The sequence below is a fragment of the Shewanella sp. 1180_01 genome (genome assembly GCF_052850535.1).
The window spans coordinates 1-19,173 of the sequence record NZ_VXCT01000017.1 but is presented as its reverse complement, the minus strand read 5'-3'; the positions used below and the strand labels follow the sequence as shown (position 1 = coordinate 19,173).

The 19,173-nt window shown below is 48.0% G+C and carries 17 protein-coding genes; 10 read left to right on the top strand and 7 right to left on the bottom strand.

What is annotated here, in order from left to right; translation table 11 throughout:
• Positions 1-59 precede the first annotated feature (59 nt).
• Complete coding sequence (locus FW758_RS11180; RefSeq protein WP_107402683.1) at positions 60-1,127, top strand: porin; 1,068 nt, start codon at positions 60-62, stop codon at positions 1,125-1,127.
• 154 nt (positions 1,128-1,281) lie between these two features.
• Here the strand turns inward: FW758_RS11180 and ssb are convergent, their stop codons facing one another.
• Both ssb and FW758_RS11170 read right to left on the bottom strand, forming a co-directional pair.
• On the bottom strand, positions 1,282-1,986 hold the full coding sequence (gene ssb, locus FW758_RS11175) for a single-stranded DNA-binding protein (protein WP_259521102.1): 705 nt from the start codon (positions 1,984-1,986) through the stop codon (positions 1,282-1,284).
• Between the two features lie 109 nt (positions 1,987-2,095).
• Positions 2,096-3,463 (bottom strand): MFS transporter, encoded by a 1,368-nt coding sequence (locus FW758_RS11170; RefSeq protein ID WP_006083193.1) that lies wholly within the window; start codon positions 3,461-3,463, stop codon positions 2,096-2,098.
• Between the two features lie 415 nt (positions 3,464-3,878).
• On the opposite strand from FW758_RS11170, the gene uvrA reads away from it, so the two are divergent.
• From uvrA to FW758_RS11145, 5 genes are all read left to right on the top strand, one after another.
• Positions 3,879-6,761, top strand: coding sequence for an excinuclease ABC subunit UvrA (gene uvrA / locus FW758_RS11165; RefSeq protein ID WP_012586712.1), 2,883 nt, complete (start codon positions 3,879-3,881; stop codon positions 6,759-6,761).
• A gap of 182 nt (positions 6,762-6,943) precedes the next feature.
• Complete coding sequence (locus FW758_RS11160; protein WP_446445410.1) at positions 6,944-8,098, top strand: M20/M25/M40 family metallo-hydrolase; 1,155 nt, start codon at positions 6,944-6,946, stop codon at positions 8,096-8,098.
• 195 nt (positions 8,099-8,293) lie between these two features.
• The gene (locus tag FW758_RS11155; protein ID WP_259574068.1) at positions 8,294-10,216 is read left to right on the top strand and encodes a DEAD/DEAH box helicase; all 1,923 of its coding nucleotides are present in this window, start codon (positions 8,294-8,296) and stop codon (positions 10,214-10,216) included.
• A 141-nt stretch (positions 10,217-10,357) separates the two neighbouring features.
• Positions 10,358-10,513 (top strand): hypothetical protein, encoded by a 156-nt coding sequence (locus FW758_RS11150; protein WP_157600311.1) that lies wholly within the window; start codon positions 10,358-10,360, stop codon positions 10,511-10,513.
• Positions 10,514-10,580: 67 nt separating this feature from the next.
• Positions 10,581-10,946, top strand: a complete 366-nt coding sequence (locus FW758_RS11145; RefSeq protein WP_446445409.1) for a DUF6677 family protein — start codon at positions 10,581-10,583, stop codon at positions 10,944-10,946.
• 120 nt (positions 10,947-11,066) lie between these two features.
• Here the strand turns inward: FW758_RS11145 and FW758_RS11140 are convergent, their stop codons facing one another.
• A complete protein-coding gene (locus tag FW758_RS11140) occupies positions 11,067-12,257 on the bottom strand; it encodes an MFS transporter (protein WP_446445408.1) in 1,191 nt (396 codons plus the stop codon).
• Positions 12,258-12,434: 177 nt separating this feature from the next.
• Here FW758_RS11140 and FW758_RS11135 point away from each other — a divergent pair, with 177 nt between their 5' ends.
• Together FW758_RS11135 and dkgB are read left to right on the top strand one after the other, a co-directional pair.
• The gene (locus FW758_RS11135; protein ID WP_107946487.1) at positions 12,435-13,316 is read left to right on the top strand and encodes a LysR family transcriptional regulator; all 882 of its coding nucleotides are present in this window, start codon (positions 12,435-12,437) and stop codon (positions 13,314-13,316) included.
• 147 nt (positions 13,317-13,463) lie between these two features.
• A complete protein-coding gene (gene dkgB / locus FW758_RS11130; protein WP_259511496.1) occupies positions 13,464-14,303 on the top strand; it encodes a 2,5-didehydrogluconate reductase DkgB in 840 nt (279 codons plus the stop codon).
• 22 nt (positions 14,304-14,325) lie between these two features.
• On the opposite strand, the gene FW758_RS11125 is transcribed toward dkgB, so the two are convergent.
• Positions 14,326-14,940 carry an HAD family hydrolase gene (locus FW758_RS11125; protein ID WP_446445407.1) on the bottom strand — a complete coding sequence of 205 codons (615 nt, stop codon included), beginning with the start codon at positions 14,938-14,940 and terminating at the stop codon, positions 14,326-14,328.
• Between the two features lie 31 nt (positions 14,941-14,971).
• Positions 14,972-15,946, bottom strand: a complete 975-nt coding sequence (locus FW758_RS11120; RefSeq protein ID WP_446445406.1) for a DMT family transporter — start codon at positions 15,944-15,946, stop codon at positions 14,972-14,974.
• Between the two features lie 317 nt (positions 15,947-16,263).
• Here FW758_RS11120 and FW758_RS11115 point away from each other — a divergent pair, with 317 nt between their 5' ends.
• Both FW758_RS11115 and FW758_RS11110 read left to right on the top strand, forming a co-directional pair.
• Complete coding sequence (locus FW758_RS11115) at positions 16,264-17,082, top strand: hydratase (RefSeq protein WP_446445405.1); 819 nt, start codon at positions 16,264-16,266, stop codon at positions 17,080-17,082.
• 238 nt (positions 17,083-17,320) lie between these two features.
• Positions 17,321-18,433 (top strand): energy transducer TonB, encoded by a 1,113-nt coding sequence (locus FW758_RS11110; RefSeq protein WP_446445404.1) that lies wholly within the window; start codon positions 17,321-17,323, stop codon positions 18,431-18,433.
• A 17-nt stretch (positions 18,434-18,450) separates the two neighbouring features.
• On the opposite strand, the gene FW758_RS11105 is transcribed toward FW758_RS11110, so the two are convergent.
• Both FW758_RS11105 and FW758_RS11100 read right to left on the bottom strand, forming a co-directional pair.
• Positions 18,451-18,780, bottom strand: a complete 330-nt coding sequence (locus tag FW758_RS11105) for a cysteine-rich CWC family protein (RefSeq protein WP_446445403.1) — start codon at positions 18,778-18,780, stop codon at positions 18,451-18,453.
• A gap of 204 nt (positions 18,781-18,984) precedes the next feature.
• On the bottom strand, positions 18,985-19,173 hold a 189-nt coding region (locus FW758_RS11100), incomplete at its 5' end, for a hypothetical protein (RefSeq protein ID WP_446445402.1).

The following is a 19,173-nucleotide window of genomic DNA, read 5'->3' as shown; positions in this document are numbered from 1 at the left end:
TCCATCGGCAACAAAATCCATTAACGGCACGCTAGTAGTTGTTATGTAAGGAAACATAAATGAAGCAGTTCAAACTAACATCAGCCGTGCTTGTGCTGAGCTTTGCCACACCTATCTTTGCTGTTCAAGCCAATGATACCGCTGCAACCAATGACGAGTTACGCACTGAATTACAACAAATTCAGCAAAGACTCGCCATGCTCGAAGCCCAAGAAAAAGAGGCATCGGTTTTATCGGATACTCAGTTTAATTTTTATGGTTCTTTACGCCCGACTTTCGGCCTGACCCACACTAACTCGGACGATGTGTGGGATGTGGGCGATGCGAACTCGCGAATTGGCTTTGCCGCAGAACACCAACTTGGCAATGGCTTAGTCGGGTTTGCGAAAGGGGAATTTAAGGTCGATATCAAAGATGACGGTGACTTTGGCGATGCACGCAAAGCCTATGTAGGATTAAAGGGATTTTTTGGTAGCGTAGCCATAGGTAAACAAGCCGTCACCCAGGAGATTATTTCCGATCCCGTCGACATCTTTAACCGCTCAGGAACCCCACTCGCCTATGACAGTGCGAGCCCCTTCAGACTCAATAACCTAGTGACCTATCGTAAAGAATTTGGCGACCTGTTATTTTCGGCCGATGCACAATTCGATGGCAACAAAGGCAGTGGCGGCAGTGACTTCGTTAACGCGGGTATCCGTTATAAAACTGATTTAATCTATATAGCCGCGGCTTTTTATAACAAAGAGTTAGACGACGGCAAAGATGAGAACACTGTCGGCGTCACCCTAGCAAAAAGTTTCAATGACTTGTACCTAGCGGCGGCCTATCAAAATATTGAAAAAGACGATATCGATGGAACCACATTGGATGGCTCAACATTAGATGTGGTCGCCAGCTACCCCATCACTGACAGCTATAAAATCAAGCTGGGCGTGTCCAGATACGACGATGGTGGCAATGACATCACCTCTGCTAAATACAACGCCTATAACACTACGCTGGAGTGGCATAAAACACCGCAATTCAGCACCTTCATCGAATATCAAAAAACAGATTTTGAATACCGCGAAACCAATGACCAGATCATGCTGGGCATGCGTTATAACTTCGATTACACGTTCTAAGTTTTATCTCAAGCGTATAGTCATGTGAGTGAAGGGTTTAACGGTCTCACGGCATAAAGACTAAAAACATAAAGACCAGAAACAACAAAGCCACGACTCGCGTGGCTTTGTTCATTTAAGACGATACCGTCTTTACACTTCGATAAATCCCAAACTAGAACGGAATATCGTCATCCCAGCCATCATCCAAATCTGGAGTGAAGTTTTGCTGTGGTTGTGGTGCTGGACGTTGTGCCGGTGCTGCTGGCGCTTGGTAAGCAGGTGCTGGAGCGGCTTGTGACTTAGGCGCATAACCACCTTGTTGTGGTTGAGCTTGTTGCTGTCCATATTGCTGCTGAGCAGGTGCTGGCGCAGCATATTGTTGCTGAGCTGGCGCTTGGTAAGCAGGTGCAGCTTGAGGCGCTGGCGCATATTGATTTTGCGCTGGAGCCGCTTGTTGCGGTGCAGATTGGTAACCTGCGTTTTGTGGCATGCCGCCGCCCATTGGCGCGCCTTGTGCTTGGCCACCTTGACCACGGCTACCTAGCATTTGCATGCTACCGCTTTGGTCGATAACCACTTCAGTGCTGTAACGATCTTGACCACTTTGGTCTTTCCACTTACGGGTTTGCAGTTTACCTTCAAGGTAAACCTGTGAACCTTTACGCAGGTATTCACCGGTAATTTCAGCTAATTTGCCGAACAGAACCACACGGTGCCATTCAGTACGTTCTTGCTGTTGACCTTGTTGGTCTTTCCACGATTCGCTGGTCGCAACTGTGATGTTAGCGACTGCATTACCGTTTGGCATATAACGCACTTCTGGATCTTGTCCCAAATTGCCAACCAAAATTACCTTGTTAACACCACGACTGGCCATTGAAATCTCCTGCGATTCTTTAAATAATCTATTAATTCAGTATGTTGTTTATCTGTGTCGTCATAGAGGAAAATCAGCTTCCCCAAATATCACACGGCAGACCCAGATATTATTGAGCAGAGCCTAACACAGCTCGTGCTTCTCTTAAATCGAAATGCTCATCAACCTTTAAGTAAGCCACTTTCTCGTCCAACACGACGATCGCTTCGACGACGCCCATCAGCTGTGATAACTGAGCCGCCATATCCCGCGCTTGTGCCTTGTCTTTGACTTCGGCTTCTAAGGTGTAACTCTTTAACAACACGGGATTTTCCATGCCCAATGTCAGGAATAACCAAATAGACATTAAGATCACAGCAACAATAAACACCCCGACCGCGCCCACTAATTGGAAGGCGCCACCGCCCAGCATACCACCACAAAAGGCCCCTAAAAACTGGCTAGTGGAATACACGCCCATGGCCGAACCTTTTTCACCGACGGGGCAAAATTTGGCAATCAAACTGGGCAATGAGGCTTCTAAATAGTTAAAGCCAGTGAAAAACAGCACCACGGCAAAGCTCAACACCCATAAGTTGTTAGAGAATAAAGCCATCGCCAGCAGCGCCACTATCATGATCACTAAGGCGATTTGGAACATAGCTTTAGTATTCTTACGTTTAACCCCTATGATGATTAACGGCACCATCAGGAAAAACGCGCCCACAAAAGCGGGGAAATACAGCATCCAGTGTTTTTCTTTCACGAGCCCCGCATCCACCAGATCCAGCGGCAAGGCCACAAATACCGCGGTTAACACTAAATGCAGAATAAAAATCCCCGCATCGAGTCTAAACAACTGGGGATCGGTCAACATACGCTTGAGTCTGGCAGGCGTGGCTAACGTGTCGCCCTTAGGCGCGTGGGAAATCGGATTCGGTACTAAAAATTGCACGATCAACATGCCCGTCACAGCGAGAATCGCCGTGAGGAAGAACAGGCCTGATAAGCCCACATGTTGTGCCACAATCGGGCCGACCAGTAAGGACAGCGCAAAAGAGCCGCCGATACACATACCAATAATCGCCATGACCTTAGTACGCTGTTCGTCGCGGGTTAAATCCGCTGCCAGCGCCAACACGGCAGCGGCAATCGCACCCATGCCCTGCACTGCTCGACCAAACACCACGCCGTAAATCGAATCAGCGTTGGCGGCAATCAAGCTACCAATGGCAAAAAGCACCAGACCGATAAGAATAATCGGCTTGCGACCATATTTGTCAGATAAAATCCCCATGGGGATTTGCAGCACAGCTTGAGTCAGACCGTAGGCGCCGATAGCAATACCGACCCACAGCGGCGAGAAGCCTTCGAGGTGCTGACCATAAAGTGCAAAGACGGGCATGATCATAAACAAGCCCATCATGCGTAAACCAAATACACTGGCTAAAGAAAACGCGACTTTTTTCTCAGTACCCGAAAGTCCGTTGTTACCCATGATTTTGCCCTGGATTGAAGTCTTTTAAGGGGCGCATGTTACCACACCCAAAAGGATTTGCTCAAAAGGAAATAGTGGCCTAAACCACTGCCTGTACAGTTAACTTTTATCCCGATTATCACAGACCTATATTGACCGTGCTCGGGTTAACATGTTTATTTTTCTGCCCTATTTAACGCTCAGGCACTGGGAACCGAGTATAACATAGTGTTCACATTTGTCCTGTGAGTCAGTACGCAACAACCGCATTAATCTTAGTTAATCCACTCGGTACATAACTGTCACTGTCAGCACGGTGATTAAAAGCCAGTGCCAGCCCTTGGATTGGTGCCGATCACAGAATCAACTAAACTCAGCCGCGGAACTGTGCGATACTTATGCTCATTTTTTTAAGCATATGGCATTAGAGCGATAGATGGATAAGATTGAAATACGCGGCGCACGCACCCACAATCTCAAGAATATCAACCTGACTATCCCAAGGGATAAACTGATTGTCATCACGGGCTTATCAGGATCTGGCAAATCCTCCCTTGCTTTCGATACTTTATATGCCGAGGGCCAGCGACGTTACGTCGAATCCCTGTCAGCCTATGCTCGCCAATTTTTGAGTTTGATGGAAAAGCCCGATGTGGACCATATCGAGGGCTTAAGCCCAGCGATATCCATAGAGCAAAAATCCACTTCCCATAACCCGCGTTCAACCGTGGGCACAATTACCGAAATTTACGATTACCTGCGTTTGATGTTTGCCCGCGTGGGTGAGCCGCGTTGTCCGACACACAATCAACCCTTGGCGGCGCAAACCGTCAGCCAGATGGTCGATAAAGTGTTAGAAATGCCCCAAGACAGCCGCTTGATGCTGCTCGCGCCTGTGGTCAACGCCCGTAAGGGTGAACACGTTAAATTGCTCGAAGGTCTATCGGCGCAGGGTTATATCCGTGCGCGTATCGACGGTGAAGTGTGTGATTTAACCGATCCGCCAACCTTAGATTTACACGTTAAGCACACGATTGAAGTGGTCGTCGACCGCTTTAAAGTGCGTGACGATATCAAGCAACGCTTAGCAGAATCATTTGAAACCGCACTGGAACTCTCCGGCGGCATCGCGACCGTTGCTACCATGGATGACGACACAGGTACTGGTAAAGCAAAAGGCGAAGAACTGATCTTTTCGGCCAACTTCGCCTGCCCGCACTGCGGATATTCGATGGCGGAATTAGAGCCAAGGATCTTCTCCTTTAACAATCCAGCCGGCGCGTGCCAAACCTGTGATGGTTTAGGGGTACAACAATTTTTCGATCCTGAACGCGTGATCAGCAACACTGAGCTGTCACTGGCTGGTGGCGCGATACGCGGCTGGGATAGACGCAACTTCTACTATTTCCAAATGCTCAGCTCACTCGCCGAACACTATAAGTTCGATGTCGAAGTGCCCTACGAGCAGCTCAGCGAAAAAGTCCGCAAAATCGTCCTGTACGGATCAGGCAAAGATAGCATTGCCTTTAAGTACATCAACGATCGCGGCGATGTGGTGGTGCGTAATCACCCCTTCGAAGGCATTCTCAACAACATGGACAGGCGCTATCGCGAAACCGAAAGCAACTCGGTACGTGACGAATTAGCCAAGTTTATCAACACCCAAGCCTGCCAAAGCTGTGGTGGTTCACGTCTGCGCGAAGAAGCCCGTAACGTGTTTTTAGGCGATATCAATCTGCCGCAACTCACCACTTGGTCGATTGGCGAAGCCTTAGATTACTTCGAGAAAGTCGAGTTTAGTGGCCAAAAAGCGCAGATCGCCGAGAAGATTTTAAAAGAAATCCGCGATCGCTTAGGTTTCCTCGTGAACGTGGGCCTCAATTATTTGAGCCTATCTCGCTCGGCAGAAACCCTCTCGGGCGGTGAAGCCCAACGAATTCGACTCGCCAGCCAAATTGGTGCCGGACTTGTCGGCGTGATGTATGTGCTCGACGAACCTTCAATTGGCCTGCATCAAAGGGATAACGAACGTCTACTGCAAACCCTGATCCACCTGCGGGATTTGGGCAACACAGTAATTGTGGTTGAGCACGATGAAGATGCGATCCGCATGGCGGATCACGTGATCGACATCGGCCCTGGCGCTGGCGTACACGGCGGCGAAGTGATTTGCGACGGCCCGATTGAGAAAATCATCGCCTGTGAAGAATCAGTTACCGGACAATATATTTCCGGTAAGCGCTGCATTCATATCGATACGCCGCGTATTCCGTTCGACAAAACTCAAGTGATTGAGTTATTTGGCGCGCGCGGCAACAACCTGCGTAATGTGGATTTAACCATACCGATTGGCTTATTCACTTGTGTGACAGGCGTATCAGGTTCAGGTAAATCAACCTTAATCAACGATACCTTCTTCAAGATCGCCCATAGAATGCTCAACGGTGCGACTGTGGATGAGCCATCACCCTATGATCGTATCGAAGGGATGGAGCTGTGCGACAAAGTGGTCGATATTGACCAAAGCCCGATTGGCCGCACGCCGCGCTCTAATCCTGCCACTTATACTGGCATCTTCACCCCAATTCGCGAGATTTTTGCTGGAACCCAAGAGTCACGTACTCGCGGTTATCAAGTCGGCCGCTTCTCCTTTAACGTTAAAGGTGGCCGCTGTGAGGCTTGCCAAGGCGACGGCTTGATCAAGGTCGAAATGCACTTCCTACCCGATGTGTATGTGCCCTGCGATTCCTGTAAAGGTAAGCGCTACAACCGCGAAACCTTAGAAGTACGCTATAAAGGCAAGAATATTCACGAAGTACTGCAGATGACAGTGGAAGATGCGCGCACTTTCTTCGATGCCGTACCTGCCATTGCCCGTAAGCTGCAAACCTTGATGGATGTGGGTTTGTCCTATGTGCGCCTCGGCCAAAGTGCGACCACACTTTCGGGCGGCGAAGCCCAAAGGGTGAAACTTGCCAAAGAGCTGTCTAAGCGTGACACGGGCCAAACCTTGTATATCTTGGATGAACCGACCACGGGCTTACACTTTGCCGATATCCAACTGCTGCTCGACGTATTGCATCGTCTTAAATCCCACGGCAACACCATTGTGGTGATTGAGCATAATCTGGACGTGATCAAAACGGCGGACTGGATTATCGACTTAGGCCCAGAAGGCGGCGGTGGTGGCGGTATGATTTTAGCCACAGGCACACCGGAAGAAGTCGCCGAGCATCCAACCTCCCACACGGCACGCTTCTTAAAGCCACTGCTAAAACGGGATATTGAAATGGCAAAGGCCAATAAAGCCAAGGCATAAGTTTCGAGCCCTTGGTCTGAGTACTGTATGAAGCGCAGTCGCATAAGCACTGCGCTTTTTTTCGCTCAGCAATCCAATATGCTTAAGCTATCGCATACATATAGATCTCATTGAATTAGAATCGGATTTAGGCAAAGATGATATTCATCTTCTGGCGAAGGCTTCAGCGATAAGGAATGTCCATGCGTAATAGCACTCAGTCCCCAGTGACTCACCTTATATTACCGAGGCAGTATCAATCACTTTTAAGTAAAAACCTAAGCGACATAAACCTAAGCGCATCGACTCTATTCAACCACAGTCGTATAGGTCAGCTGCTCGCCAAGTTCAAGATCACGCGCCTTATAAGACATCAATCCCAAAGACTTGGCTTATTTGCACTGGCCTGCTTTATGGCAGTCACTCTTAGTGGCTGTGCTAACTCACTGGAAACCTGTGCGCGCACTGAGCTTAAACTTACTTGGGCCGAGCCAGCAGAGTTACAAGCGACAGTGACAATATTAAGCTCGGACGAATTTGAAGGCCGCAAAACCCAAACTCAAGGCGCGGCCAAAAGTCGTGACTATATAAAGCAGCAATTTGAAGATCTCAATTTACAGCCTTGGGGAGCGGACTTTATCGTGCCCTTTGAATATCAAACCTTCTTCACCCAAGAAACCGGCGCCAATGTGGTCGCCACCGCCATGGCGACAGAACCGACGAATCGATGGCGCATTATCGTCGCCCACTATGATCACTTAGGCATGAGCGGCAACAAGATTTACCACGGCGCCGATGATAACGCCTCCGGCGTCGCCGCTATGCTGGCGATTGCCAAACATTGGCAACAGCAATTTGCTCTGCAACCCCATACCTTGCCTAAGGTGAATCTAATGTTTGTGGCAACCGATGCCGAAGAACCAGGACTCTATGGCAGTATCGCCTTGGTTGAACAACTCAAAACCCGCCTACCAGAGGCGACATTTGAATTAATGATTAACCTCGACATGGTAAGTCACCCAGGCAGACCCTATGGAATTTACCTTGAAGGCAGCCGAAACTTCACTCAGTTCAATCAATTTAAACCCCTACTCAATCAACAAAACCGACTGTGCATTAAGCTCACGCACCCAAAACCCGTTGGCCGTAGCATACAAAGTACCGACTGGCTGCGGGCATCGGATCATTATCCCTTCCACAAAGCCAATATCCCTTGGTTGTATTTTGGCGTGCCGACCCATCCCCAATATCACACCCCTGAGGATACCGTCGCGACAATCGACATCACTTTTCTGGCGGCCGTGACTGAGTCAGCATTTGAGTTACTTCAATTAAATGCCGAATATTTAAAGAAATAATGGGAAGTGGCGCGTTTCTTGCTCAGTTTTATCGAAAAAAATGCAGAAAACAGGTTAAATAGCGTGACTCTGATTGGTAAAGTGGTGTCCATGCTGCTATAATCCGTCGTTCGCGGGAAATCGACACGGGGTTGATTTTCTGTCTGTGAAACTATTAGCGCCATTTCGCGCGCGCATCCACAAGGCTACAACCCAATGTCATCCGATGAAAGAACTTTCCGTGAACTCGGCCTATCCGAGAATTTGTTGCGTGCTCTTGACGAGCTAGGTTATGAAAAACCAACGCCAATCCAATCAGCCAGTATTGATCCACTTATGGCTGGCAAAGATATTTTAGGTCAAGCGCAAACAGGTACAGGTAAAACTGGCGCCTTCGCTTTACCACTATTAAACAAAGTTACCAGCCAAACTACACCGCAAATTTTAGTCTTAGCACCAACACGTGAATTAGCCGTGCAGGTTGCTGAAGCGTTCAGTAGCTATGCCAAATTTATGAAGAATTTCCACGTTCTTCCTATCTATGGCGGCCAAAGCATGCAACAACAGTTGAATGCCCTGAAACGCGGCCCACAAGTTATCGTTGGTACGCCAGGTCGTGTTATGGACCATATGCGTCGCGGCACCTTGAAACTCGACTCATTACAAGCTTTAGTGCTTGATGAAGCCGATGAAATGTTAAAAATGGGCTTCATCGATGATATCGAATGGATCCTTGAGCACACGCCAAGCGAGCGCCAACTGGCGTTATTCTCTGCCACTATGCCAGAGCAAATTAAGCGTGTTGCTAACCAGCACTTACGTAATCCTGTACATGTTCGTATCGAATCAAGCCAAACTACGGTTGAGTCAATCGAACAGCGTTTCGTACAAGTATCACAACACAACAAACTTGAAGCTTTAGTACGTGTATTAGAAGTTGAAAACACTGAAGGTGTGATCATATTCGTACGTACTCGTAACTCATGTGTTGAGTTAGCTGAAAAGTTAGAAGCCCGCGGTTATGCTTCATCACCACTACACGGTGACATGAACCAGCAAGCCCGTGAGCGTGCAGTTGACCAACTGAAACGTGGCAAGTTAGACATACTGATCGCGACTGACGTTGCGGCCCGTGGTCTTGACGTTGAGCGTATCGGTCACGTTGTAAACTACGATATTCCGTATGATGCCGAAGCTTATGTACACCGTATTGGCCGTACAGGCCGTGCTGGCCGTACTGGTATGGCGATTCTGTTTGTAACTAGCCGTGAAATGCGCATGCTGCGCACTATCGAGCGTTCAACTAACAGCCGCATTTCACCAATGAAAATCCCAAGCCCAGAGACTGTTGCAGAACGTCGTCTGTCTCGCTTAGGTGAGCAATTGGCTGAGACGATCAACGGCGATTTAGATTTCATGAAAGAAGCTGTTGCTCAATTATGCCAACAGTTAGAAGTCGATACTGATCTGCTAGCCGCTGCATTATTACAGCAAGTTCAGCAAGAACGTCCTTTGCAATTGCCAGCAATTCAAGAACGTGCACGTGATGAACGCAGTGAACGTGCTGAACGTAGCGACCGCGGAAGTGATCGTAATGACCGTGGTGGTGAGCGTGGTGAACGCAGAAGTCGCGAACCGCGTCCAATGCCAGCAAGCTTAGGTTCAGCTGAAGCCTTGAAAGACAACCCAGATTTGAAAATGTGCCGTTACGTCATCGACGTAGGTCGTGAGAATGGTGTAGGTGTGGGTAACATCGTTGGCGCTATCGCGAACGAAGCTAACATCGACAGCCGTTACATTGGCGCAATCCAACTTTACGATGCAGTGACCACTGTTGACCTGCCAGACGGCATGCCAAAAGACGTGTTACAGCACCTACGTAAAGTACGTGTTTGTGGCAAGCCATTGAACATCCGCGAAGCTGGCGATCAAGTATTTGTTGATTCAGGCCGTAGTGCTCGTTCAGACCGCCCTGCTGGTGACCGTAAACCACGTGGTGATCGTCCAACGGGTGACCGCCCAGCTGGTGACCGTAAGCCACGCGCTGCGTCTACTGGTGACAAGCCATTTGCTGACCGCAAACCACGTGCAGACAAGCCTGCCGGTGAGCGTAAGCCACGTAAACCACGTGAAGACTAATCTAGCTTAAGCTAGAGACTAAAAAAGGAGCCTAGGCTCCTTTTTTGTTGGCTTGACATCGCACTAGCTCAAAGCAAACTGGCCAGTTGATATTTCAAGCTGATATAGTCAGTACAAGAATGTCTAGCTTAAGGATATAAAATGGATTTTTTAGCACTGATAACTTACCCATTTATCTCGGCACTTCCCGAACTCGCTAAGTCATGCCACAGAGATAAAACATTATTAATCATGGTACTTGTCGGTTGCACTCTGTTTGCGGGCTTTATTGGAATGTTAGTCGCAATGGCAAATTAACTTGCAGTTAAGCCAACATGTCTATTAGTGTCGACTTAGTCTTTAGCAACGCATCTAGTGTATTTCGATGAAAAAAGCCCTTACCGCTGGACTATTATCCGCCTTCGTCGCCCCTGGCAGCGGTCATTTTTATCTGCAACATAAACGCAGTGCCTTAGTGTTTTTTGTGCTGGCAATATTGAGTCTCGGCCTGTTGCTGCAACAAGTCATGCAAGTGGCGCAGCTTATCTCGCTGGATATTCAAACTGGCGTTTTGCCGCTGGATATGGGCGTAATTGCGGCCGAAGTGACGAAACAAACCACGGCAACCATTCGTGATGGTGCAGACAAGTTGATGTACGGATTTATCCTCTGCTGGCTGATTGCCTTATTAGATAGCGTACGCTTGGGACTTAAACAAGATAAGCAAGATGCAGCTAAGAACGTGGCATAACTGCAAAACCCGTAAAGTGATGTTCGACTAAAACTCAGTAGATAAAACAACAGAAGGGCTTTCATTACTGTTAATGAAAGCCCATTTGCCTTTTACCTCCTACCAATCGTTAAGAAGGACTTACTGAGAGATCACACGGCTTTCAACTTGGCTTGATTGAGTATCTAAATAGCCACTGACACGGGTGAGTAACAGCGCACTTAATACCACCAGTGCACCAATCCAAGGTGTGTACATCAAACCTAGGTTGGTCACTATTATCCCACCGCCCCACGCGCCTAAGGCTATGCCGACGTTAAAGGCGGCGATATTCAAACCCGAAGCCACATCGACCGCATCGGGAGCATAGGTTTCGGCGAGTTTCACCACATACACTTGTAAACCGGGAACATTACCAAAGGCAAATGCGCCCCAGACTAAGATGGTCAACACAGCTGCAATCGGGTTAACCGCTGTGAAGTTAAACACCAGCAACACAGCAGCGAGACCTGCAAAGATATAGCTCAGGGCTTTTACTGGACCCATTTTATCGGCCATTTTTCCGCCCCAGATATTCCCAAAGGCAACGGAGACACCGTAAACCAACATAATGGCGCCAATCGCACTGGCATTAAAACCTGTGACTTGCTGCAAAATCGGCGCAAGGTAAGTGAACGCCACAAACGTGCCACCGTAACCCACGGCAGTAATCGCAAACACCAATACCAATCTCGGCTCGCCCAATACTTTAACTTGTGTGAGTATTCTGGCCGCGCTGGCTTGCTTTAGGTTATTCGGCACTAAAAATGCGCTGCCCACTAAGGCGATAAATCCCATTAATGCCACCGCTAAAAAGGTAGACTGCCAACCAAACGTTTGACCGATGTACGTCCCCAACGGTACACCTGTCACCAAGGCAACGGTTAAGCCAGTAAACATTATGGCAATCGCGCTCGCCGCTTTTTCTTTGGGAACTAAGCCAGTGGCGATAGTCGATCCAATCGAAAAGAACACCCCATGGGCCAGTCCTGTCAGGATCCGCGCGGCTATCAAGGTTTCATAACTCGGCGCCTGCCATGCCAATAAGTTACCCGCCACAAACAGCGACATGACAGACAGCAACACGGTTTTACGATTCCAGATACCCGTTAATGCCGTCAGCACAGGTGCGCCAATCGCCACACCTAGGGCATACAAGCTCACCAATAACCCCGCCGAGGGCAGTGAGACATTTAAGTCCTGCGCCATGGTTGGGAGCAAACCCACTATGACAAATTCTGTGGTTCCAATGGCAAAGGCGCTGAGCGTCAATGCGAGTAAAGCTAAGGGCATGATAGTGTCCATCCTGTTAGTTTAAAGCGTCTGTGAGCGAATATTGATGAGCTAACACCCGACTCACGTTCAGATGGGGCTATCATGACCACAAAGGTTATTGCTAAAAAGAGTGATTTTTACAAATGATTTTTGCTATAAATGCAATTAATCACCTTTAAACTTGGAGACGACTGAGTGCTAACACGGTCCGATGATTTGCAGATTTTATTGACGGTTGTGGATACAGGTGGGTTTTCGGCGGCTGCCGAGGCGCTGGATATTCAAGTCGCACGAGTATCGCGGGCAGTCACTCGCCTTGAAAGCCAACTACAAGTAACGTTACTCAACCGCACTACGCGCCGAGTTGAACTTACCAACGAGGGACGGCAATTTGTTGATACAGTACGCATAGGTCTGCAAACGTTGCAGCAGGCCGAAGAGGATCTCGTCGCCCGTGGTGAACGCCCTAAAGGTCGTTTAAGGGTCGATGCTGCGAGTCCCTTCGTGCTGCATCAAATCGTACCCTTAGTGCAAGAATTTAAACAAATCTATCCCGATATCGAGCTTGAAATCACATCCAATGAAGGCTTTGTTGATCTGATTGAGAAACGAACCGATGTGGCAATCCGTATCGGCAAGCTGACCGACTCGACTCTGCACGCCAGACCGCTGGGTAAAAGTAAGCTGTATATTGTGGCCTCAAGTGCATACCTAGCGCAGCGCGGCCTGCCAAAGAATATTAGCGATCTGCCCCACCACTGCCTTATCGGCTTTACGGGTTCGAAAGTGCTCAATCAATGGCCCTTAAAAGGCGTCGAACAAATCACACCTAATGTCCGCGCCAGCAACGGCGAAACCGTGCGCCAATTAACCTTATCGGGCAATGGTATCGCTTGTCTGTCGGGCTTTATGGTTAACGACGATATTGCTGCGGGACGATTAGTCCCATTGCTTGAAAGTGAACATGTGACCAATGTCGGGCGGGAGCAAGTGAATGCCGTCTATTATAAAACCTCAACCGTTGCGCGGCGGATCTCGGCTTTTATCGATTTTATCCAGCCCAGATTGAGTCTGTAAAACCACGCAACTCAATCGACTATGGGTAATCCACCGCAAAGCATTATTGTGATATTGGCAAATATGATTTGTGCTTTATCGACTTTATTGGCAAAGCCTGATGGGTAAAATTAGCGTCATCACCATTCATTCAGTATTAGAAATATTATGACTCAAGCACACACAGACTCGACCGCATCCCACTCATTTACTATGCCTATGCTCGGCACTGGCACCTTTAGACTCAAAGACCAAGCAGCATTCGATGCAGTATTAATGGCTCTCGAAGAGGGCTCACGTCATATTGATACCGCACAAATCTACGGTAATGAAGCCGCCGTTGGTGAGGCGATTAAGGCTTCTAGCGTTCACCGTAATGAACTCTTTATCACTACTAAGGTATGGACAGAAAATCTAGCCGCAAACCGTTTCGAAGCCAGCGTTATCGACAGCTTAACCGCGCTACAAACCCAATATGTCGATTTGCTATTAATCCATTGGCCGCTTAAGGACGAACATGTGCCGATGGCAGATTACCTCATGTCATTAAAAACCATGCTGGATAAGGGTTTTACCCGCCGCATTGGGGTATCGAATTTCACTAACGCCCAGCTATCCCAAGCGATTGAGATATTAGGTGACGGGGTAATTTTCACCAATCAAGTAGAAGTGCATCCATATTTAGTTAATGCGAAAGTTACTGATTTTTGTAAGCAGCACAATATCTTAGTCACGGGTTACATGCCTTTTGCCTACGGCGCTGTATTACAAGATGAGTTAATTACTCAGATTGCTAAACAGCACGGCGTTACCACAGCTCAAACTATACTCGCTTGGTTAAGACAACAAGAGTTCGCCACAATTCCATCATCGACCAAACGTGAGCATGCTCGCAGCAATCTAGCCGCGGCAAAACTCATGTTATCGGTAGCGGAAATCGAGGCTATTACGGGATTAGATCGCAATCATAGGATGGCCAATCCAGACTTCGCCCCAAACTGGGACTAAGTTCGAGACAGACTAACAAAACCTAATCACCCACTGTCCACGCTTCGATAAAGCTATGGTAGCAAGCCACTAGCATGTCGGCCTCGTGGGCATAATCAGGAATAATTTCAGGGCAATATAATGCGCAGCGGCTACCCGCATTACGCGCGGTTTGCAGATCAAACAAATAATCGCCCACATATAAGATATCTGCGGGGACAAGCTGCCACTGCTGGCAAATAAGATGAATACCTTCGGGATGCGGCTTAGGCTGCGCGTCGTAGCGCGTTAATACTAGTTCGATATCTATACCGAGCTTATCGATAGTGATTTGCGCCGCTTCCGACATATTGCGGGTCAAAATAGCCAAGGGCAGCGATTTAGCCCGTAGGCATTCGATAAGCTCACGCGCGCCATCAATCCAACTGGCATTGAGTGAGCTCTGTCTCTCGTACTCATGGACGATTTCCAGCGCCTGAGCCTGTGCTTCACCCGCACTCAGGCTATCGACATGGGCCAAGATATCCGTACCAGAATGAATCCCCAACTCACGCCGCAGACCAGCAAAATCCGGATTGGAATGCGCTAAAGTGCCGTCAAGATCGAAGATGATCCCACGGATATCCTTAAGTTTTAAATCGCTGAGTCTAGTGATCACTGGCCTTTCCCATTAGGTGAAAATGTACGCCTTAGACAATCTGCAAACGCTTCGCCTGACGATTACGATACAGAGGCAGTAATTGTACCACCATCACAGACACAATAATGACGCCAATCCCCAGCAGAGATAATCCATCTAATTCATCGGCATGGAAGACGTCTGGCCACCAGCCAATGCTTACTACCAAAGCAGTGGCACTAAAGCTAAATACTGGCGTTAGGGCCAACATGGCGCTCACCTGTGCCGTCGGCCAGTACTTCATCGACTGCCCAAAACAGCCATAGGCGATCAAGGTATTGGCAGCGCAAAACAGCGCAATCTGCCACTCGAAGCTGTCCATACTGGCAAACTGACTAAAGTCGCTAAAGGGAGCCATTACGAAAATACCTAAGCCATAGATCACTAAAAGCACGTTCGCGGGCGATAAACGATTGAGTAATGATTTTTGCAACAAGGCATAGCTAGTCCACGACAACGCCGAGAACTGGATAATCATTACCCCAATCCAAACCTGATGATTATTGGCACCAGATAAATCCAAATACGGATGGAAAAACATCAACATGCCTAAGGCTAGTGTCGCAAAACAACTGAGCTGCACCGCATTCAGCCGTTCCTTAAAAAACAGCACACCACCGAAGGCGAGGAAAAAGGGCGAAGTCTGGAAATTCAGCTGGGCAGCACCCGGCGCGAGATAATCGAGAGAGTAAACAAAAGACACATAATTGAGCATCAAAAACACGCCCGCAAGCACTAGCCGTAACCAGACTTTGGCATCGATCGCCGCAAATTGCTTAAGGCTACCCGCGCTCCATTGGATCAGTATGCTGACCACCAGCGCGACTAAAAAACGAAACCACGTCAGGGTGACAGGATCGATAAAAGCCCCCGAAAGCTTCAAAGCTATGGGTAACATGCCCCAAAATACAATCGCAACTGAGATGAAGAGCAGCCCGAGTTGAGCATGATTATTTGCCTGAGGGGCGTTATGGCTAAGGTTCACGGAGATGTCCAGTAGAGACCGCAAAATGGAGCGTCATTCTGGCATTGAGTCAGCACAATATCTAGCAGCACATAATGGAAACATTCGCGTTTAAATGGATACTTTAGCTGACACTTATGTGGGGCAAGTATCAGCATCTTACGATGATTGGAATATTGGCCGTACTCTTGATTCACTTGCAGCAGATTTACCCAGAAAGCCAACATTGGCATTTCCAGCGATGGCAATAACCGAGTATATTTGGCCGATAAAATGGCTTCTCTGCCACTGTTTCTACGCCACGTCTTTCTAGGCTCACTCTTTAAATAGGAAAGTTAATGTCATCTACCGCCCCGCTCGAACCAGTTCAAATGCAGATTCATGCCGCAGCGAAGGAACTCGCCGAGCGCCGCGCCGCAGGCACCAGCGGCGATTTACTGCTCCCAGAGCTGAGGCCAACCAGCTTCGAACAGGCCTTCGCCATTCAGCAAAGCGTGGCTGCCATCTATAAGGCTAACAACAATCCTATAGCAGCGTGGAAATGCCTATTACCCTCGGCGGAAAAAACCGTCGTAGCGCCTATTTATCAAGCTGATGTATATCAACAATCTGCCACTTGTCCACTCTATCCGTCGACTAAAGGGCTGGCCCGCGTCGAACCTGAACTCGCCTTCGAGATTGCTCGCGATTTACCACCAAGAGCCACACCTTACACAGAGGCTGAAATCGACGCGGCCTTAGGTAACACACGCTTAGCCTTGGAATTGATCAAAAGCCGCTACCACACACCCAGTGAAGCGACGCATTTTGATGCCCTCGCCGATGGCTTAGTCAATCAAGGATTGTGGTTAGGCCCAGTACTTAATCCGCAAAAAGATTTAGAAACCAGCCATTTCGAACTCAGCGTTAATATTGCCAATGGCGAGCAGCTGCAAAATGAAACACTGCAAAAATCCGCCATTCATCCCAATGGTTTCCCTAAGGTGGGACTCTATTGGTTAGTTAACTTTTTATCCGCCCAAGGCATTGACCTAACTCAAGGGCAATATGTGATCACAGGTTCCTACGCTGGCGTCCTCGACCTGCCATTGGCGCAGGTTTGTGACTTTGAATACGGCGCACTCGGGCAATTTGCCATAACGTTCACAGCTAAGTAATTGCGGCGAGTAAAAGCACTTGCGGCTATTCGAACTCATAACGGCTAGTAAAGCGACAAGACACTGATAAATAAGCGAACTCGGTTTAAACTGGGCTCGCTTATTTTTAATCTCAGCTCTCAATTATCAATTCCCAGTTATCAGCACTCCCCAGCATTATTAACAAAAGCCAAACCGACTTGTCCCATAATGCACATCTATGTATCATCTAAATTCATCAATAATAAGGATATATAGAATGTCGCACGGAAAAATGTTGCCCATCGCCTGTCTTCTTGCCCTCACTTTAGGCACATCTCTTAGCGTGCACGCCTCAGAAAATAGCTTTACCAAAGCCTATAGTGACTATCAAGCCGCCGTAGAAAAAGGCGATGCAGCTAAGATTGAAGCGAGCGCAAAAATCGCTTATCAACTCGGCGAAGCTCAATATGCCAAAGACAGTGTCGACTTAGCTAATCTCGCCTTGAATTGGGCCAGCGCGATAGAAAAGCAAGTCGCCCCTTACCCATTTACAGAAAAGAATTTGCCCAAAACGGCTAAGGCGAATGAGTTGTATCAGCTCGCTCTGGCTAACTATAAAGTTCATTATGACAAACAAGCGCTTGAGCTTATCGATCCCTTACTTGGCGCTGCGCAAACCGCCGTCGAAGCCAAAGATGCGAAAGAGGATTTGCTTACTGCAATCGCAATTGCTGAAAAGTCCGATAAAAAGAAACTGATCGCCGATGTAAAAATGGCAGCCTTTAACCGCTTATCCAATACTGAGCTATACACGAGAAGCGTAAGACGCTATGCCTTCGATGCCTATGATATTTATAAAGAGATTTTGCCAGAGAACGCCATAGACAGAGTCAAGGCAACCTTTACTGTTGGAGCCGTTGAATTTGCAGACAAACACGATGGTAAAGCCGAACCTTTACTGCTGGAAGTGGTTAAACAATTCGACGCACTCAATTTCAGTCACCCCTATGCCTTGAGTGCCCATGCGTATTTAGTCGAACTGTATGAGCGCCAGGGAAAGCGTGACGCATCCACCGCTCACTGTATTGCTATCGGCAAAATGCGTCCTTGGGCCGACACGCAGGAACAACAACCTATTTTCCGTACCGTACCAGACTATCCAATGTCCTATGCACAGCGAGGTAAAAGTGGCTGGGTTCAGCTTAAATTTACTATCGATGAGCATGGCTTCGTCAAAAATCCTGAAATTTTAGCTTCTAAGGGTGGTGCTTTATTTGAAAAAGAGAGTATTGAAACCTTAGAGAAATGGCGTTACGCACCCAAGTTTGAAAATGGTATAGCCGTGGAAGCACAAACTAGCGTGCAACTGGATTACACCATAAATCGATAGCTCATTACTTCAGCCCGCTATTTCACCTCATAACCTAGCCCATCGCTCACACTCGATGGGCTTTTTTCATCCTGCGTTGTAATCTGCCCCTGACTTAAACTCTGCTTGAGTTGGCTAAGACAGGTTTGGCAAATACACGCATTGGCAGACGGTAAAATGGGGCTGATTGCACCTTGTAGCGAATCTGATGCTTGCCCTTGCAACACCGCCAAAGGCGGGAACATCTGCTGCGCACACCAACAATCCTCAATACCCTTACCAACAATCACCGCACATTGATTCGCGCCTTGGCACAAAGGGCAAATTTGCGCAGTTTCTAACTTAGGTTGTTCCGATGGCTGAGACACGGTAATCCTTATTGCAAGATAGGTTGTTATAGCGCGGAGATCATAATAGATTTTTGCAACTCAGGCTGAGTTGTTTCCCACCAAAGCAAAGCTGCTGAGTTATGCAGCATTAATTGCCATTGTTTTCCCAGTGACACGCCTGCTTATGATTTAAAAAGAAGTGTTAATAATGTCCTAGGCATTATAGTGATATTCTCTATGCCACTATCGGTCAGATACAATAAAGTATCCTTTCTGATTTGCTAAAAGATTAAGTACTTGTATTCCAGTGACACGCCATAAACTCATCCCTGAGGGCTCGACGGCGGCATCCTTGCCGCCAACGGTCACTTCCATGCAAGTACTTAATCTCGTTAATTCCCGAGTATACCTGTCACTAAATTTAACGATGGA

Coding starts and splice junctions, on each gene's coding strand:
- FW758_RS11180 (WP_107402683.1), top strand. CDS start 60: ATGAAGCAGTTCAAACTAACATCAGCCGTGCTTGTGCTGAGCTTTGCC.
- ssb (WP_259521102.1), bottom strand. CDS start 1,986: ATGGCCAGTCGTGGTGTTAACAAGGTAATTTTGGTTGGCAATTTGGGA.
- FW758_RS11170 (WP_006083193.1), bottom strand. CDS start 3,463: ATGGGTAACAACGGACTTTCGGGTACTGAGAAAAAAGTCGCGTTTTCT.
- uvrA (WP_012586712.1), top strand. CDS start 3,879: ATGGATAAGATTGAAATACGCGGCGCACGCACCCACAATCTCAAGAAT.
- FW758_RS11160 (WP_446445410.1), top strand. CDS start 6,944: ATGCGTAATAGCACTCAGTCCCCAGTGACTCACCTTATATTACCGAGG.
- FW758_RS11155 (WP_259574068.1), top strand. CDS start 8,294: ATGTCATCCGATGAAAGAACTTTCCGTGAACTCGGCCTATCCGAGAAT.
- FW758_RS11150 (WP_157600311.1), top strand. CDS start 10,358: ATGGATTTTTTAGCACTGATAACTTACCCATTTATCTCGGCACTTCCC.
- FW758_RS11145 (WP_446445409.1), top strand. CDS start 10,581: ATGAAAAAAGCCCTTACCGCTGGACTATTATCCGCCTTCGTCGCCCCT.
- FW758_RS11140 (WP_446445408.1), bottom strand. CDS start 12,257: ATGCCCTTAGCTTTACTCGCATTGACGCTCAGCGCCTTTGCCATTGGA.
- dkgB (WP_259511496.1), top strand. CDS start 13,464: ATGACTCAAGCACACACAGACTCGACCGCATCCCACTCATTTACTATG.
- FW758_RS11115 (WP_446445405.1), top strand. CDS start 16,264: ATGTCATCTACCGCCCCGCTCGAACCAGTTCAAATGCAGATTCATGCC.
- FW758_RS11110 (WP_446445404.1), top strand. CDS start 17,321: ATGTCGCACGGAAAAATGTTGCCCATCGCCTGTCTTCTTGCCCTCACT.